Here is a 17,337-nt window from a genome sequence, read left to right on the forward strand (position 1 = left end):
GGCGGGGGTGTGCCCTACGCGGCCGTCAGGAGGGCACGGCCCGGGGCTCGGGGACGGCGGCGCCCCTGGGCGTCGGGGTCCCGCTGGGGGAGGAACGCGGTGCGTTTCTCCCGGTCGCGCATGGCGGTACGGACCCGGGTGCGGGGCACCGGGGTCGCGCAGCGGGCGCTGATGACCGCGCAGGCGACGAGCGCCGTGCCAGCGGCCGCGGTGGCGGCGAGCGCGACGGCGGCGGAGAGGCTGCCGCCCTCGGCGAGGAGCACTTCGGTGAGGAGGAAGAGCAGGAGTCCGGCGGGGCGCAGGACGCGGGAGAGACCACGGCGTACGCGGTTCAGGGCGCTGGTGTCCACGTGCTCACTCCCCTCCTTCCCTCACTCGTTCCTCCGGTCCATCCGTTATACACGATGGGCCGACGGGGTCAACGGCCGTTGACAGCAGGTGAACGCCCCGCCTCGGCGGCCCCGGCGTACGCGTCCAGCTCGTCCCGGGCCAGCACCTCGTCGTCGGGCCGCTCGTCGCGTTCGCGCGGACCGGCGTACGTCACGGCGAGCGCGACGGCGAGGTTGGCGCCGAGGGCGACGATGCCCGCGTTCACACCCCACACCGGATCGTTCTCCGTGAACACGAACCCGCACACCACACCGACCCCGACGACGAGCCCGCTCATCGCCCCGAGCAGTGTCAGCCGCCGCCACATCAGCCCCAGCAGCACCATGGGGAGCAGCTGCGCCATGCCCTCGTACGAGATGAGCGAGAGCCGTACGAGGGTGTTGGGGGCGGTGTACGTGAGCAGGAGCGCCAGGGCCCCCGCGACCACGACGACCAACTGGGCCGCGCCCTTCTGCCGCCGCTCCCAGCGCGGGACGAGCGAGAGCACGCTGCGGCCCCACATCGTGCCGATGACCAGCATGAACACGGCCATGGGCACGATCGAGGACAGCGCGGCGGCGACCCCGATGACCCCGACCGACCAGGCGGGCAGCGAGTCCACGACGAGCTTGAAGAGGGCGAGGTTGGACTCGGCGCCGACGAGCCCCGGCACCACGAACAGGGCCGCCATGCCGAGCAGCATCGGGACGAAGAGCAGGACGTTGTAGGCGGGGAGCCACATGGCGTTGCGGCGGAGCACGTCGGCGTTCTTCGCCCCGAGGTAGCCGGCGACGGTGGTCGGGAAGATCACGACGGTGAGCGAGTTGAGGAACGAGGTGGTGATGAACCATGCCTGCCCGAGCCCGCTGTCCCCGTGGCCGGGGAAGGTCAGCCACTCGCCCTTCTCGGTGACGAGCCGGTCGAGGAAGGGCCCGTAGCCGTCGAAGTAGTGCACGGGCACGTAGATCGCCAGGAAGCCGAGCGTGGCGATGACCAGCACGTCCTTCAGCACGGACACCCACGCGCTGCCGCGCAGCCCGCTGACGACGACGAAGCCGGTGGTGACGGCGAAGGCGATGAAGTAGGCCCAGTTCAGGCTGATCGCGCCGTAGGAGATCGTCGAGACGACGACGCCCATGCCGGTGATCTGGAGCTGGATGTACGGGAGCAGGAAGGCGGTCGCGAGGACGGCGACGAGCGCGCCGAGCCAGGGCCGCCCGAAGCGGTGGGCCACCATGTCGGTGATCCCGACGAGTCCGTGCTTGCGCGCGTACGCCCAGAGCATGGGCCCGACGACGTAGCCGACGGCGTACCCGCAGGACATGTACGCGACGACGTAGAGGACGGGCGCCCCGTAGTCGTAGCCCCAGCCGGCGGCGCCGAGGTAGCTGAAGCTGGTGTAGCCCTCACCGGCCATCAGCACCCAGATGAACACGGTCCCCAGGCTGCGCCCGCCCACCGACCACTCGGCGAGCCCGCCCCCGCCCTCCCCGCCGCGCCGGCCGCGTACGGCGAGCAGCCCGAGGGCGACGGTGGCGACCATGAAGACCCCGAAGACGGAGGTCGCGACGGCGGCGTTCACCGGCGGTCACCCCGCCGGGCCAGCCATACGGCGAGGGGGGTCAGCAGCGTCGCCCCGAGCAGCCAGAGGAAGAGGAACGGCAGCCCGAGAACGACGGGCCGGACCCGGTTCACGAACGGCAGCGCCCCGAGGTGGAGCACGTAGGGGACCAGCAACCACAACAACTGCGGACGTCGTCTGAGCACGTCGGAAAACCTTACGACCTCGGCCCCGCGGCGGTCAGCGCTCCCGCACCCCGGTCAGCTTCCCCCACACGACGAGCCGGTAGCGGGAGGTGAACTCGGGGGTGCAGGTGGTCAGCGTCAGATAGGACCCGGCCCGGTGATACCCCGGGTACGGCGCGATGTTGCTGCGCGGCACGGCGGCCACGACCCCGCTGTCGCCGGGGGTGGTCCGGGCGAGGGTCTTGTCGACGGTGTACGTGTAGACGGCGTCCCGGGTCTCGACGGTGATCCGGTCACCGGCGCGCAGCCGGTTGATGTAGCGGAACGGTTCGCCGTGGGTGTTGCGGTGCCCGGCGAGCGCGAAGTTCCCCCGGCCGCCGGGCTGGGCGGTGGCCGGGTAGTGCCCGACGTACCCCTGGTCGAGGACGGCACGCCTGCTGATGCCCTGGGCGACCGGGGCGGTGAGGGAGATACGGGGGATACGGATGACGGCGTAGGCCTGGTCCGGGGTGGCGGAGGCGGGCTCGGACGCCGACGGGCTCCTGGGGGAGGGGCTGCCGCCCCCCGGAGAAGGCCCGGCCCCGGGCAGGACATCCGCATCCGCATCCGCGCCCTCATCCGCACCGCCACCGGCATCGGCATCGGCATCGGCATCGGCATCCGGCTGTTCCCGAGGCGCCCCCCAGTCCCGCTCCAGCCGGTGGACGGTACGGGCGGCGTCGGCGCGGGCCTGGCGGTTGGTCCACCACAGCTGGTGGGCGACGAGCAGCAGCAGGACGACGCCGAGGGTCACCACCAGCTCCGCTCCGGTCCACAGCCCGCGCGCGACGAGACGCCCGCGGCGCGGGTCGCGCTGCACCACCACCGGTATCCGCTTGACCACGGCCCGCACGATAAGCCCGCGTACCGCAACACTCCAGAGGCAGGACGAGGCTCACTCCCCCGGGCCCCGGACACGCCCTCGCCCCGCGCCCGCACAGCAGTACGGTGTGGTCCATGCGCCCCGACACCCCTGCCGATCACACCACCGAAGCCGAGCGCCTGCTCCGCACCGCGGCGCAGTACCCCGAGGACCACGAGCCCCTGCTCCTCCAGGCCGCGGCCCACCTGGAACTCGCCGGTGACCGCGCTCGCGCCACGACGCTCTACGACGAACTGCTCAGCGACCCCCGTACCGAACACCCGCACCTGGTGAAGGCGCTCAACGCCGCCAACCTGTGGGAGTACGGCCACGAGGCGGAGGCCCGCGCGCTGATCGACGGCATCCGCGCGGCGGCCCCGCAGGAGGCGGCCCCCTGGGAGATCGCGGCGGAGACGCTGGAGGCCCACGACGAGCTGGAAGCGGCCCACGACGTCTTCTCCACGGCCCTGCGCCTGCTGATCGCGCCGGGCGAGGAGGTCCCGTACGCCACCCAGTCGCTGCTGACCGGCCGCCACCGGGTGCGCCGGCTGATGGGCGTCACGCACGACGCCTGGGACGAGCTGGCCGACACGCTGCACACGGCGGCGGTCCCCCTGGACGAACTCCACGACCCGAAGCGCCTGTGGTCCCTTGGCTCCTCGGACCCGGGCGAGCTGCGGGCCGAGATCACCCGTCTGCGCGCCGAACTGGGCACCTACCGCACGGCGTTGTCGCGCCCGTTCCCGGTGGCGGTGCTGCACTGGCCGGCGGACGAACTCCGCGAACTCCTCACCGCCTACCCGAGCCTGGGCAGCGAGTACACCTCCCACCCGGACCACCTGTCCCGCCTGGAGGCCGCCCTGCGCGACCTCCACGCCACGGGCACCCCCAACCTCGGCATCGTCACGGCCACGGTCCCCTCCTACGAAGCCTTCGCCGCCTCGGAGGCCGCCTCCCCCGCCGACCCGGACCTGCTCCCCCAGTACGCCACCACCCTGGCCGCCCGAGGCCGCGCGGTCCCCTGGCCGCCGGCGAAGAGCGCGGAGTGCTGGTGCGGCTCGGGGGCCTCGTACCGGGAGTGCCATGGGGGGGCGGTGGGGTAGGTCGGTGGGTTGGTGGTGGGCCAGTGGGTTGGTAGCTCGATAGGTCGGTGGGTTGGTGGGTCGGTAGCCGGGCGGCTCGGGGCCGGGCGGCTCGGGCTGGGCGGCTCGGGGCTGGGCAGCTCGGGGCTGGGCAGCTCGGGGCCGGGCGGCTCGGGCTGGGCGGCTCGGGGCTGGGCGGCTCGGTAGGGGGCGGTGGCCGGTATTACGGATGCCGACCCGCACCTCGCCTCCGTACCCTGCCGCCATGCCCGAGCTCCAGCGCCTACGTCCCGACCACGCCCCGGCCGTCCTCGCCTTCGAGCACGCCAACCGCGCCTTCTTCGCGGCCTCGATCCCGGATCGGGGCGACGACTACTTCACCCGCTTCCCCGCCCGCCACGCGGCGCTGCTCGCCGAGCAGGCCACGGGCGCCTGCCACTTCCACGTCCTGGTGGCGGAGGGGACGGGCGAGGTACTGGGCCGCTTCAACCTGGTGGACGTGGCCGACGGCTCCGCCGAACTGGGCTTCCGCCTCGCGGAGAAGGCGACGGGGCGCGGTCTGGCGACGAAGACGATCCGCCAACTCTTCCAGCTGTGCCGCACGACGTACGGCCTGACGACGCTACGGGCGAGGGCCGCGAACACCAACACCGCCTCACGGTCGGTCCTCACCCGGACGGGGTTCGTCGAGACGGGCGAGGACGTGGTGCTGAACGGGAAGCGGGGGGCGGGGTACGCGCGGGAGCTGGGGGTGGGGGTGGGGGCGGGCGCGGGGCAGGCGTGAGGGGGAGCATTTGTCACCGGGATTCCCCGCTGTCCCACCTTTGCAATATCATCACAACCCACCTACTCATCCCAGGGCCGCACCTCCCCACCCAGGTCCCAGCTCTGTGTGCGCGCGAGGAAGGCTTCATGCCGCCGTATCAGCCCTCTGCCGACTGGCAGTTCGAGGTCCCCACCACCGGCAGCAAGCGGCTCCCGCCCGCCGCCCGCTACGTTGAGTCGCTGACGCACCAGGGGTACGGATTCGAGGCGGCCATCGCCGACCTCGTGGACAACTCGATCGACGCGGGCGCCCGCAACGTCGTCGTCAGCCTCCTGCGCGACGAGGACCGCCTGGTCAGCCTGCTCGTCATAGACGACGGCCGCGGCATGGACGACGCGGCCCTGGACACCGCGATGACGGTGGGCGGCCGCCAGGGTTACGACGACGCGGCGCTCGGCCACTTCGGCGCGGGTCTCAAGGCGGCGTCCCTGTCGCACGCCGACTCGCTCACCGTGGTCAGCCGCACCAAGCGCAGCCCGTCCGCCGGCCGCCGCTGGCTGACGGCCCGCGCCCAGGCGGACTTCACCTGCGACATCGTCGACCCGGGGTACTGCCAGGACCTGGTCGACCGCTACGACGGGGTCATCCAGTGGCAGGGCACGATCGTGCGCTGGGACCGGGTCCGCGCCTTCGACACCATCACCGCCGGTCAGGCCGACCGCTACCTCAACGACGCGATCGAGAAGCTGGAGACCCACCTCGGGCTCTACCTCCACCGCTTCCTGGCCCGCGACGGCTTCAACATCGACATCGTGGTCGAGGACGTGCGGACCAAGGAGGAGCTGGACCACCGCGGGGTCGAACCCATCGACCCGTTCGGCTACCGGGTGCCCGGCCGGACCGGCTTCCCCCGTACGTACACCGCGCCGGTCGAGGGCGTCGGCGAGGTCGCGCTGACCGCGCACATCTGGCCGCCGAAGTCACCGCTGGTCAGCTTCCGGGGCATCGGTCCGCTCGCCGAACGCCAGGGCTTCTACATCTACCGCAACGACCGCCTCGTCCAGGCGGGCGGTTGGAACAGCACCCGCAGCCCGGAGGGCCACCTCGCGCTCGCCCGGATCGCCGTAGACCTGCCGTCCGCGCCGAACGACGTCTTCAACCTCACGGTGAAGAAGGACGGCGTGACCGTCACCCCCGCGTTCGCCCGAGGTCTGGAGCAGGCCGTGGACGCCACGGGGCACGGCTTCGCCTCGTATGTCCAGGAGGCGGCGCTCACGTACCGGGAGGCGGCCAGGCGCGCCACCGAGCCGCAGCGCAAGGCCGTCCTCCCGGCCGGGAAGGGGATGGACCCGAAGCTGCGGCGCACGCTGCGCGACGAGCTGCCGGAGCTGGAGGGCGAGGACCCGATCGCGTTCCGCTGGGACAGCCTGCCGTCGGACGTGTTCTTCGAGCTCGACCGGGAGAACCGTGAGGTCAGGCTCAACAAGGCGTACCGGCAGGTGCTGAACGGAGGCCGGCGCGGGGGGCTGAACGACGCTCCGGTGATCAAGAGCATGCTGTACCTGATGGTCAACGAGATCTTCCAGAAGGAACGGGTCCGGGCCGTCCACACCGACAACGTCGCGTTGTGGAACAGCGTCCTGGTCACGGCGGCGCGCTGCGAACTCGACCGCTGAACCACCGTCCTGCCCCTCCCCGTCCTCGCTCCCCACCCCCGCCTCCCCGTCCTCGTCTCCCCGTCCTCGCCCCGATCCGAGAGAGCCGCCCCGCCATGACCGACCATCTGTTCACCCTGCACGGCGATGTGCTGGCCGCGATGCGACGGGGCCCCAAGCCCTTCGCCAAGCTCGTCCTCGCACTTTCCGAGGACGAGGAAGCGGTGGACACCAGGCTCTCCCACTTCCGGGACCGTGTCCTCGCGGCCGACCCCGGTGACGGTCTGATCGCCCTGTGGCACCGCACCCTGACCACCTGGGACCTGGTGGAGCAGGCGGACTGGTCGGCGGCACCGGCCCGTACCGAGGCGCGCCGCTCGCACACGTACGACCGGCTGGGCTTCGGTGCCGGTCTGCGCAAGGCGCTCGACAGCGCGGTCCCGGTCTTCAAGGAGCCCGGGCCGACGGTCATCAGCAAGGAGTTCGTCTCCTGGTACTCGCGCGACGCGGCCGCCGCGCGTTCCTTCTACTGGACCGCCTACGAACGGCTCCTGCGGCGCAAGGGCTGGCCGGACGCGGCGGTCTCCGGGCTCGACGAGGCGAGCCATGCCGTGGTCGAACGCCTCTCCGACCCCACCCGCCCCGAGGCCTACGGTGCGCGCGGCCTGGTGGTGGGCTACGTCCAGTCGGGCAAGACCGCCAACTTCACCGGCGTCACCGCTAAGGCCATCGACGCCGGGTACCGCCTGGTCATCGTCCTCGGCGGCACCCTCAACCTGCTCCGGGGCCAGACGCAGCGCCGGCTGGACATGGAGCTGATCGGCCAGGAGAACATCCTGCGCGGCGCCGACCCGGCGGACCCGGACTCCCTGGTCGGCATCGACTACCAGGAGGACGCGGACTGGCCGGAGAAGTTCGTCAGCCACGGCGGCCGGCCCTCCGCCCTCGGCGCCTTCGACATCGAGCGCCTCACGACCCGCGACGACGACTACAAGAGCCTGCTGAACGGCATCCGCGCCCTCGAATTCGAGAAGCAGGCCCGCACCGAGCCGCTGTACGCCCCGGCCAACCTGCACCACGCGGCCGCCCGGGTCATGGTCGTGAAGAAGAACAAGTCCGTGCTGGACAAGCTGATCAAGGACCTCAAGAAGATCGGCCCTATCCTCTCCGAGATCCCCGCGCTGATCATCGACGACGAGTCGGACCAGGCGTCGGTCAACACGACGGACCCGAAAAAGTGGGAGGACGGCAAGGTCGCCCGTACGGCCATCAACGGCCAGATCTCCCAGTTGCTCGGCCTCCTGCCGCGCGCCCAGTACGTCGGCTACACCGCGACCCCGTTCGCCAACGTCTTCGTCGACCCGGGCGACGGTGAGGACATCTTCCCGCGCGACTTCCTCATCTCGCTGCCCCGCCCGGCCGGCTACATGGGCGTCCAGGACTTCCACGACCTCGACACGGACGAGGGGTCCGCCGAGGAGACGCACATCCGCGGCATCTACGAGGAGACGGGCGACCGCCTCCGGGAAGCCCTGGACGCCTTCGTCCTGACGGGCGCGCTCAAGCTGTACCGCGCCGACCGCGGCGTACCCGAAGGACCGTTCCGCCACCACACGATGCTCGTCCACGAGTCCGTACGGATGGCCGAGCACACGGCCCTCGCCCTGCGCATCAACTCCATGTGGCACCGGGCCGCGTACACGAGCCGCCAGGGCCACGAACGCCTCGCGGACCTCCTCGCCTCCGACTTCCACCGCTTCGCCGACGACGGCCTGCCCATGCCGGAGTCGTACGACAAGCTCAGGAGCTATGTCTCCCGCGCCCGCCAGCTCATCAACGCCGGCGGCACACCCGTCCTGGTGGTCAACGGCGACACCGAGCGCGACTACGACCAGCCCGACCTGGACTTCGAACGCACCCCCAACGTGTGGAAGATCCTGGTCGGCGGCACCAAGCTCTCCCGCGGCTTCACCATCGAGGGCCTGACGGTCACCTACTACCGCCGCACCACCCAGCAGGCCGACACACTGATGCAGATGGGCCGCTGGTTCGGCTTCCGCCCCGGCTACCGCGACCTGGTCCGCCTCTACATCGGCCGCGAGGAACCGCTGGGCAAGACGAAGACGGTCGACCTGTACGAGGCCTTCGAGGCCATCTGCCGCGACGAAGAAACGTTCCGCGCCCAGCTCACCCGCTACGCCACCCTGGTGGACGGCAAGCCCCAGGTCACCCCGGCCCAGATCCCCCCGCTGGTCTCCCAGCACCTCTCCTGGATCAAGCCCTCGGCCCGCAACAAGATGTTCAACGCCGAGCTGGTGGAGATCCGCTCCCCGGGCCAGTGGGTGGAACCCACGGCGTACCCGGTGAGGGCGGAGGAACTGCGGGGGAACGTCGAGGCGTGGGGGGCGGCGCTCGGGGCGTTGGACCGCACACCCGTCACCCTGCGCTGTGCCGCCGCCGAGACCGGTCGGGACGACAGCTACGAGGCGGTGCTGGGCACGATCGACCACAGCACGTTGGTCGGCATCCTGTGGGACCTGAAGTGGTCCGTTCCCGGCCAGTTCACGCCGCACCTCCAGTCCTTGGTCTCGGCGGGCGAGACCGGCGACGGCATCGACGACTGGCTGGTGATAGCCCCGCAGCAGACATCCGGACGGAGGGTGGAGGCGAACGTTCTCGGTTACGGGCCTCTCTCCATGGCACGTCGTACCCGGCGGCGCGGCGACCTCTTCGGGGCGATCAGCGAGCCGAAGCACCGCGGGGTCGCCCTGCGGATCGCCGGCGCACTGAAGGGCTCCGGCGATCCCTTGGTCGAATCCCTCGTCCGTGAGCGGCGGGGCGTCGTGGTCCTCTACCCGCTGGTCGAGGCGGAGCCACGGCTCGGCCCCGACGGCACGATCGACCCGGGAGACGTCGTCATGGCCTTCTGCCTGGTCGCCCCCGCCTCGGCGACCGCGGGACAGCGGAATCTGGTCCGCTTCCGTGCCATCGATTCGAGCAAGGGTGATTTCGCCGTCATTGATCGCGAAGGGGGTCGGGCGTAGGAGACTTGGCAGTGATGAGTACCGCCAGACCCTCCTCCCCGGCCGTGTCCGCCCGCATGAGCCGACAGGCGAGCCGCGACACCGCGCCCGAAGTGGCGGTCCGGAAGCTGTTGCACGCGTCCGGCTACCGGTACCGCCTCAACGAGCGGGTGCCCCACATGTCCCGGCGGACGATCGACATCGCTTTCACCCGGGCGAAGGTGGCGGTGTTCCTGGACGGATGCTTCTGGCACGGCTGTCCCGAACACGCGACGCAACCGAGGTCGAACGCCGAGTGGTGGCGGCAAAAGCTCGATCGCAACATGGCGCGGGACGCCGAGACAACGGCACACCTGGTCGCCGAGGGGTGGACGGTCATGCGCTTCTGGGAACATCAGGCGCCGGCCCAGGTCGCGGAGAAGGTGGCGGAAGCCGTCGATCGGAAGAAGTCCGCGAGGCGGACAACAGGACGGGGGTGCGGGAGCTCGTGAGCGGTTCGCGGTTCGTGGACGTGTGCGCGGGGGCCGGAGGGCTGGCCCTCGGGCTGGAACAGGCCGGGTTCGATCCGGTGCTGCTGTTGGACAAGAAGCCCGTGGCCTGCGAGACGCTGGGCATGAACCGACCGCACTGGAAGGTCCTGCGGATGGACCTGCTGGACTTCGTTCCGGACGAGCACCCGCACACGTACGACGTCGACCTGTTGTCCGCGGGGCTTCCTCGCGTGAAGTCGAGCGCGACGGCGGCGAGAGCCGAGACCGACGAGGAGGAAGGGCTCCTGAAGGCGGCGGTCCTCCTCGCCCACTCGATCCAGCCGCGCGCCGTGCTCATCGAGAACGTACCGGGCCTGGTCGACGCCGGCGCCTTCGAGCCCCTGCGCGAGTTCGTCCGGGAGGAACTGGAGCACCTCGGCTACCGGCTGCACTGGTTCGTCCTGAACGCGGCGGATTTCGGTGTGCCGCAGGACCGTAAGCAGGGAGTGCTCGTCGCTCTCAAGGAGCGGTACTTCGACCGCTTCCGGCCGCCGGTGCCCACGGTGCAGGATCACGTGTCGGTGGGAAGGGCGCTGCGGCGCTCCATGGCTGCTCGTGGGTGGAGCGGCGCAGACGCCTGGGCGGCTCAGGCGGTCGCCGTGGCGCCGACTCTGGTCGGTGGCTCGGACAACCGAGGGGGCGCCGACCTGGGCCCGACGGGCACGAAGGCCGCCTGGGCACGGATGGGGGTCAACGGAGGGGCGTTGGCCGACGAGGTTCCGGGCCCCGAGGACAACAGCAGCGCGGGCCTGATCAAGCTTACGGACGCGCAGACCGCGCTGTTGCAGGGCTTCCCGGCCGACTGGCTGTTCGCCGGGCGGAAGACGGCTCGGTACCGTCAGATCGGCCATGCCTCGCCGCCGCCGGTGGGGAAGGCGCTGGGCCTTGCCGTCGCGGAGGCGTTGCGTGGTTGAGCGCGCGAGGCCGTCCGAACACGAGGGTTAGTTGATCTTGAACGGCCGGCTACACTTCAATCCCATGACCCACGCACCTCACTCACCACTTCTACCTGCGGATTTCCGCATCGTGGACTTGTTCGCCGGCCCCGGGGGCCTGGACATCGCGGCCACGATCATGGGAGTGGAGAGCATCGGGGTCGAGTGGGACGACCCGACCCGTGCGACGCGCGCCGCGGCCGGCCTTCGTACCACCAGGGAGAAGGACGTCGCCGCGCTCGGGCCGTGCGACCCCCAGGTGAAGGACGCGAACGTCCTCACCGGCGGCCCGCCCTGCCAGTCGTTCTCCGTGGCCGGCAACCGGGAGGGCCACAAGGCCCTGGACGACGTGAAGCGGCTCGCCGGTTGCTTGGTCGGTCACAAGGACTTCGCATCCTTCAAGGCCGCCTGGAATGCGGTCAAGGCCGAGACCGACTCCATGTCCGACGCACGTACGGGTTTCGTTCTCCAGCCGTTGCGTTGGATCATGGAGGCGAAGCTCAGGCGCGGCAGGCCCTATGAGGTGGTGGTACTGGAGCAGGTACCCACCGTGCTGCCGGTATGGAAGCACTACGCCGTACTCCTCAGGCGAATCGGCTACGCGGCCGAAGCTCATGTGCTGCATGCCGAGGACTTCGGCGTCCCGCAGACGCGTCGGCGTGCCGTGCTGATCGCCCAGTGGAACCCCGAGAACACGGGGAGGCGTGTCGACTTTCCCCCTGCGACCCATCAGCGGTACCGCAAGGGGATCGAGCGCCTGCTGCCCGTTACGCGTGAGAGCACGGCCACCGAGCGGGAGGACGGTTCCCTGTTCGCGCCGCCGAGGAGCGCCAAGGAGCCCAAGAAGGTGGAGCCCTGGGTGTCGGTGGGGGATGCTCTCGGCGCCACGCGGACCGGCGACTTCGTCCTGGTCTCCAACTACGGCTCGGGCGGCGACCCGAAGAACCGAGGGCGCCGAACCTCGCAGGAGCCGGCCGCGACGATCACCGGCAAGTTCCGCCGCAACCGGCTCTTCCTCCTGAAGGAGAACGAGTCGGGCGAGAAGGAGGTCGGCGAGGAGTTGGACCGGCTGTCGCCCGAGGAGGGCGGGCTTCTCCAGTCGTTCCCCGCTCGCTACCCGTGGCAGTCCACCGATGTCGCCCAGCAGATCGGCAACGCCGTCCCGCCGCGACTCTCCCTCCACATCCTGAGCACCGCGCTGCTGCGTGAGCGGCCGAAGGACGAGTGGTTCACCCAGCTCAAGGAGTGGGAGCCGCAGCCCCGCTCCACGGAGGGGGACACCGAAGGCCCCTGACGGCGGGGCCTTCGGGCCTGTCCCGGTCAGTCCGCCTCGTTGTCCTCGGTCTTCTTCCCGCGCACGGGAGCTTCGGCGAAGAGTTTCGCGAAGTGGTCGGCGAGGGCGGCCACCGAGTCCTCCGGTGCCTTCTCCTCGTCCGGTCCTTCCGGGAGGGCTCTTCGCTGAACCGCCGGTGCCCATTCCGCGGCCGCGATCCATTGCTCCGTCGGCCGGCCGTCCCGCTCGACGTCGGGCGCCACGACGTCGTACATGAGCGTCGCCGCGGACGCGTTGACCACCCGTGCGAGCGCGTTGATCTCCCTGCCGGTGGTGACTGTGCCGCGCTCGATCAAACGTGCCAGCGCCTGGGCCGTCGGCCGATGATCGATCGCGTCGAGTCTCAGCCCGGTGTTGAGCACGTCCTGGTGTGCGCAGACGGTCACCACCGGGCCGTAGTCGGGGCCGTTCCGGAAGAGTTCGGCGGCCCACCAGAGGCGGGCGAACGCCTGGGTGTAGGACGCACCACGAAAGCGCGTGGCGGCGACGCGCCTCGCCTTCCCCGGGCTCTCCTTCTTCGGCTCCGGCATGTGTCGCCAGACGACGTAGTCGGGCGCGACTCCCAGCGCCAGGTAGTTCCACAGCCTGCGATCGGCGGCTTCGCGGCGCGTGAGCCGCAGAGTCGCGTGGAGCCGAGGAGCCAACCAGGCATCGGCGGCGGTGACCTTTTCGTCGCGGAACGCGTGCATCGCGTCGTCGACGAGATCACGGACCGGCATCAGCTCCCCTCTGGCCTCGTCACCCGGCAGGGGCTCGGTGATCTTGTTGAGCGCTATGGCCGGGACATCCTCCTTGCCGGTGAGCAGGCCTTCGGTGAGGTACCGGGCGGCGTTGAGATCCGCGAGGAACGCCAGGCGTTCGGGCAGGTGGCTGGGCTTGTCGGTCACGCGTCGGTCCCCCGGTCGAGTCGGTCCAGGCCTCGGATGGTCGCGGTCAACGCCTTGGGCACGTCCGCCCTGCGCGTCGCGGCGTAATGGATGCGCGGCTGGAGATCGGTCCATCCCGACGCCCCGGTCCTCCGTCCGTGGACTTCCCGGAGCGCGTCCCCCAGCGGTCGACCGGGCACGACGTCCGGCAGCATTTCGCGCAGCACCTCACCCCGCCAGTCGTGCGGGAAGAGCGGGGTGCCGTCGTCCTCGACCTCCAGGTCGCCGATGGCCGTGTGGAAGACGGCCGTCCACACGTCCGTGCACATCTGGGCGATGAGGAGATCCCTGACCAGGCCCTCGACCGCTGTGCCGTTGCCGTCGACCAGTTCGGTGATGCCTTCGAAATCGGTGTTGACGTGCACGGTGGGCACGTCGCCGGAGGTGTCGATGGTCCACGGCACGTCCCCGAAGGGGCGCAACCACTCGGGGCCCTCACGGAACCCGACCTCCGAGACCTCCAGTTCCCGCTCGCGCAGAGGGGTGTCGGCCTTCAGATCGACGATCCAGTCCTTCTCCGACGCGGCGATCATGCGACCTCGCACCCCGTCGACCGTGGCGATCACGTGAACGGTCATCGTCGCGCGGTCGAGGTGATCGGCTCGCCACAGATCCAGGTGGCCGGCCCATTCACGGCCGCCCTCGGCACGGGGCTCCAGGCACACGGTGGTCCGGGTGTTGGTGGCTCCCTCGGTGAGCACGACCACGACCGACACGTCGGACCAGGGCCCGTCGGGGTCGGTCGCGCGTCCCGGGACGACGGCCGTGAGCGTCAACCGGGCCTTCTCCCAGTCGTCCCGCTCGGCCAGACCCAGGGCGACCACCTGCTCGATGGTCGAGAACGTCTTCGTGTCGAGCGGTTCCCGGGCCTCGCCGGGGCCCCGCAGCTCGACAGAGGTCACCCGGAGGGTCACGGTGCCGGGAAGCCGCTTGTACGGATAGCCCCTCATGCCTGGCCTCCCTTGTCGGTGCCGAGTTCGACGACCAGGCCGGTGAAGACGGCCCGAACGGGGTGCGTGGACACGTCGGTCGTGCCCCTGAAGGTCGCCTTGCGGGCGCCGGGCGCGAAGTGCAGCGCCCCGTCGACCACTTCGCAGTTGTGAACGGCCACGAGCTCCGACCACGCCAGTACGGGGCGCGGGCCCGAGCGCACGTCCAGCTTGGCCACGGGGCTCGGCCGCGAGGAGTCACCGCCGGAAGGGATCTTCACCTCTCCGGTGACGCACCACGCGCCGCCGGCATCGACGAAGGCGTCGAGTTCCTCCAGCGTCGGCAGCGCCGCCGGGCCGGCGGGCCGAGGTGCCCTCTTGCCGCCCAGCGTCAGCTTCTTTCGGAGCCGATCGGCTCCGCCCGACCGTTTCGCCTTGGGCACGGCGACGAGTTCACGCACCGCCTTGTTGGTGTCGGTGGTGAGTTTGGCGATCCGACGGTACGCGGACGGCGAGTACAGCATCCGTAGCTCCTCCGTCTGCCCCCACTTGTTGTGCTCGGGCGGCTCGGAGGTTCGGAGGAAGACTTCTGCCGCGTCGGCGCCGGGAGCGTCCTCACCTGCGGCATGACCCGCGAGCAGCACCGCCTGGAAGGGGTTGGTCCCCACGGGCAGGTCCCTGACCTTGGCCGTCCTGACGGTCATACGGTTGCCCCGCATCATGACCACGTTGTTCGGCTTGTCGTCGTCGGCGTCGTCGGCCTCCGTCACGAGGACGACGGCCCGGTGTTCCGTGCTCTCCTTCCGCCCCGCGAGGGCGGGCACGTTGAGCGCCACGGTCGCCATGGCCACCTGGCCGGACTCGGTCAGACGCTCCACGGTCGTGCCGTCGAGGAAGGCCTGCAGGGCACGGGTGCGTGACGGCTGCGTGGTCCTGGGATCGACCCGTTCCTCCTTGATGATCTCCGTGCCGTTGCGGAGGGTCCTGACGGATGCCTCCAACAGCGGTCGTCGGGTCTCGCCCACGGTCATGGCCGCCCAGAAGTTCCGGCCGAGGGCCTGGACGAGGCGCTTGTGCATCCGGTGCACGCTGTCGTCGTCCTCCACACCGTTGCTATCGGCATCCGGGTCGACCTCGACGAGACTCGCCACGTCGTGGGCGCCCACGATCAGGAACGACGTGCCCGGTTCGTCGCTCTCCCGAGTCAGGTGGAGCCGCTCGACCTTCTCCTCGTCGGCCCACCACGAACGAGCCACGTCCGAACTGTCGGCGTCCGGGTCGGGACGGCCGAACCAGGCGGGGCCCGCCCAGGGAAGGCCGTCCACTTCGCGCCAGGGAAGATCGAGCCGGCCGATGAGACGTCGCTCGGTACGCCCCTCGTGCGGCTCGGAGAGAGTGGAGTTCATGAGGACGAGGCCGAGGCGGCTCGTCGCCCAGAGCGTGGCCTTCCCGAGACCGTACGAACCGCCCGCCCCGCTCACCGTCTTGTGGCTGTCGAGCTGCCGACGCACCACGGCGGCGAATCGACCGGTCTCGTAGTCGTCTCCGGTCAGGCCGGAGGCGTTGTAGTCGTCGACGCGCAACAGGACCAGCCGGTCCCGCTCATACATGTCGCGCAGTCCGGCAGCGATGACCCGCCCGACCTTCTGGTCCTGGGACGCCGCCGACTCGTAGTGCGGAAGGAGTTCGTCCCAGCGGATCTCCTCGCGGAAACGGGCCAGGGCCTCGCCGGTCAACTCGTGCAATGTGTAGCGCACGCGGACGGGTTGGCTGCGGTCGAGACGTTCGTCGAGGCTGTTCTGCGTCGCCTCGCGCGCCAGCGCTTCCACATCGGCCTCGAAGGCGAAGGCGGCCGCGTTGCCGAAGTCGCGCCCACCGTCGGCGTATCCGGGACGGTGGTACCAGGAGACGGGCAGACCCGCCAAGGTGTCCGCGGTGCGGGTGTGGATCGTACCGAGGTCGGTGCCGAGCGCCGCCGCGATCTTGGCGATGGTCTCCCCGCGGGGGGTCGCCCGCCCGGTGATCCAAGCCGATACGGCGGCCCGCGTCATCCCGATGCGCTCGCCGAGGTCGGCCTGACTCATGCCCGACTGCTTCAGCTGCCTGGCCAGCCAGGGACCGAAATCCATGCCGCTGTCCAACGTCACCACTCCTCGGCTGCCACGACGACCATGGGGGCTACCGTACCCGAAATTTGACACTCTTCGACGGGCGACAACGAAATTTGACACCCCTCCGAGGCGGTTGGAACGTTCATCGCTTCCTCGATCCAAATGCACTGGAAGTCCTGCATCGGGTAGCCGAATCCGACTTGCCACCCATCGCCCATTCAGTCCGAATTGCGCCTCGAAACGACGCCCCGTTCGCCGCATCTGTTGTGCCGAAAGCCTCTTGTGGTGGCCCCGGGTGGGCATGTAGCGTCGAAAACGGTTGAGCCCCGACCGGGCTCGAAAGGCGCGTTTCCACAAGTGCCTTATTCGTTGCGCCTGGACGCCACTCCCACGTCCGGTCCACCGGATTTCATCGGATCGACGAAACCCCTTGCTCGTATCCGAAAAACGCGGTTCCATTCTCACACCTTTCCTCCGATCCGACTTGTCCCATTCACCCGAAAAAACCATTTGCCTGCCGAATTCACCTCCCCCACCTCGTGTGTATTCAGCCCTCTGCACGTGCGCCATCAGCGTTTCCGAACACCGGCATCACTCAACCGACATTTCACGAGAGCAGGGGGCCCACCATCATGAAGCCGAGCAAGCACGACCCTTACGACGAATTCGTCCTCGTCGACCAGTACGACTCCTTCGAGGACCCGTGGTCCCGGTCGGGCTTCCTCGAGACCATCGGCAGGACGCGTCCCTACATCGACGCCCTCCGGGCCCGCCGCGACGCCGCCCGCGAAGCAAAGAGGGCAACGGCCGAGCACGCCTCGGAATCCTCGCGCCGCAACGGCGAGCCGCGTCGTGGCCGTTCGCGTTCGCCCCGCCGCCCCCGGGTGGTCGGTACGCATCCCTCGAACCGGACCGACATTCGGTACGCGTCCCGGCGCCGTCGCCCCCGCACCGTCGTGCTCGTCATCGTCGTCATCGGGCTGGACTGAACCCGGCGTCCCGCCGGACGTCCGCCACCTATCGTTGAGTTC

The 17,337-nt window shown here is 70.2% G+C and carries 15 protein-coding genes; 8 read left to right on the top strand and 7 right to left on the bottom strand.

The window, feature by feature from the left end; all coding sequences use genetic code 11:
* Window positions 1-14 precede the first annotated feature (14 nt).
* From E6P78_RS02990 to E6P78_RS03005, 4 genes are all read right to left on the bottom strand, one after another.
* Window positions 15-350 (bottom strand): DUF6412 domain-containing protein, encoded by a 336-nt coding sequence (locus tag E6P78_RS02990; RefSeq protein ID WP_136201906.1) that lies wholly within the window; start codon window positions 348-350, stop codon window positions 15-17.
* Between the two features lie 68 nt (window positions 351-418).
* Window positions 419-1,951 (bottom strand): sodium:solute symporter family protein, encoded by a 1,533-nt coding sequence (locus E6P78_RS02995; RefSeq protein WP_136201907.1) that lies wholly within the window; start codon window positions 1,949-1,951, stop codon window positions 419-421.
* The gene (locus E6P78_RS03000) at window positions 1,948-2,106 is read right to left on the bottom strand and encodes a DUF3311 domain-containing protein (RefSeq protein ID WP_136202052.1); all 159 of its coding nucleotides are present in this window, start codon (window positions 2,104-2,106) and stop codon (window positions 1,948-1,950) included. Before E6P78_RS03000 ends, E6P78_RS02995 begins: the two co-directional genes overlap by 4 nt.
* A gap of 64 nt (window positions 2,107-2,170) precedes the next feature.
* Window positions 2,171-3,007, bottom strand: a complete 837-nt coding sequence (locus E6P78_RS03005) for a class E sortase (RefSeq protein WP_136201908.1) — start codon at window positions 3,005-3,007, stop codon at window positions 2,171-2,173.
* A 104-nt stretch (window positions 3,008-3,111) separates the two neighbouring features.
* On the opposite strand from E6P78_RS03005, the gene E6P78_RS03010 reads away from it, so the two are divergent.
* The 7 genes from E6P78_RS03010 to E6P78_RS03040 all read left to right on the top strand — a co-directional run bounded on the left by E6P78_RS03010 (window position 3,112) and on the right by E6P78_RS03040 (window position 12,301).
* The gene (locus E6P78_RS03010) at window positions 3,112-4,119 is read left to right on the top strand and encodes an SEC-C domain-containing protein (protein WP_136201909.1); all 1,008 of its coding nucleotides are present in this window, start codon (window positions 3,112-3,114) and stop codon (window positions 4,117-4,119) included.
* A gap of 244 nt (window positions 4,120-4,363) precedes the next feature.
* Window positions 4,364-4,882, top strand: a complete 519-nt coding sequence (locus E6P78_RS03015) for a GNAT family N-acetyltransferase (RefSeq protein WP_136201910.1) — start codon at window positions 4,364-4,366, stop codon at window positions 4,880-4,882.
* A gap of 128 nt (window positions 4,883-5,010) precedes the next feature.
* Window positions 5,011-6,540, top strand: a complete 1,530-nt coding sequence (locus tag E6P78_RS03020; protein WP_136201911.1) for an ATP-binding protein — start codon at window positions 5,011-5,013, stop codon at window positions 6,538-6,540.
* A gap of 95 nt (window positions 6,541-6,635) precedes the next feature.
* Window positions 6,636-9,563, top strand: coding sequence for a Z1 domain-containing protein (locus E6P78_RS03025; protein WP_136201912.1), 2,928 nt, complete (start codon window positions 6,636-6,638; stop codon window positions 9,561-9,563).
* Window positions 9,564-9,577: 14 nt separating this feature from the next.
* Window positions 9,578-10,033 carry a very short patch repair endonuclease gene (locus tag E6P78_RS03030; protein ID WP_206307706.1) on the top strand — a complete coding sequence of 152 codons (456 nt, stop codon included), beginning with the start codon at window positions 9,578-9,580 and terminating at the stop codon, window positions 10,031-10,033.
* A complete protein-coding gene (locus tag E6P78_RS03035) occupies window positions 10,018-10,986 on the top strand; it encodes a DNA cytosine methyltransferase (protein WP_136201914.1) in 969 nt (322 codons plus the stop codon). The genes E6P78_RS03030 and E6P78_RS03035 overlap by 16 nt, the downstream gene beginning before the upstream one ends.
* A gap of 64 nt (window positions 10,987-11,050) precedes the next feature.
* Window positions 11,051-12,301: a DNA cytosine methyltransferase gene (locus E6P78_RS03040; RefSeq protein ID WP_136201915.1), complete on the top strand. Its 1,251-nt coding sequence runs from the start codon at window positions 11,051-11,053 to the stop codon at window positions 12,299-12,301.
* A gap of 26 nt (window positions 12,302-12,327) precedes the next feature.
* Here the strand turns inward: E6P78_RS03040 and E6P78_RS03045 are convergent, their stop codons facing one another.
* Genes E6P78_RS03045 through E6P78_RS03055 form a run of 3 tightly spaced genes read right to left on the bottom strand, consistent with a single transcriptional unit; the run spans window position 12,328 to window position 16,324 of the window.
* Window positions 12,328-13,227, bottom strand: a complete 900-nt coding sequence (locus E6P78_RS03045) for a DUF6339 family protein (RefSeq protein WP_136201916.1) — start codon at window positions 13,225-13,227, stop codon at window positions 12,328-12,330.
* The gene (locus tag E6P78_RS03050) at window positions 13,224-14,216 is read right to left on the bottom strand and encodes a hypothetical protein (RefSeq protein WP_136201917.1); all 993 of its coding nucleotides are present in this window, start codon (window positions 14,214-14,216) and stop codon (window positions 13,224-13,226) included. Before E6P78_RS03050 ends, E6P78_RS03045 begins: the two co-directional genes overlap by 4 nt.
* Window positions 14,213-16,324 (bottom strand): helix-turn-helix transcriptional regulator, encoded by a 2,112-nt coding sequence (locus E6P78_RS03055; RefSeq protein ID WP_136202053.1) that lies wholly within the window; start codon window positions 16,322-16,324, stop codon window positions 14,213-14,215. The genes E6P78_RS03050 and E6P78_RS03055 overlap by 4 nt, the downstream gene beginning before the upstream one ends.
* Window positions 16,325-16,938: 614 nt before the next feature.
* Between E6P78_RS03055 and E6P78_RS03060 the strand changes: the two genes are divergently transcribed.
* Window positions 16,939-17,295 (top strand): hypothetical protein, encoded by a 357-nt coding sequence (locus E6P78_RS03060; protein WP_240799022.1) that lies wholly within the window; start codon window positions 16,939-16,941, stop codon window positions 17,293-17,295.
* The last annotated feature ends 42 nt before the right edge of the window (window positions 17,296-17,337 follow it).

This window comes from Streptomyces sp. A0958 (assembly GCF_004795035.1).
GTDB lineage: Bacteria > Actinomycetota > Actinomycetes > Streptomycetales > Streptomycetaceae > Streptomyces.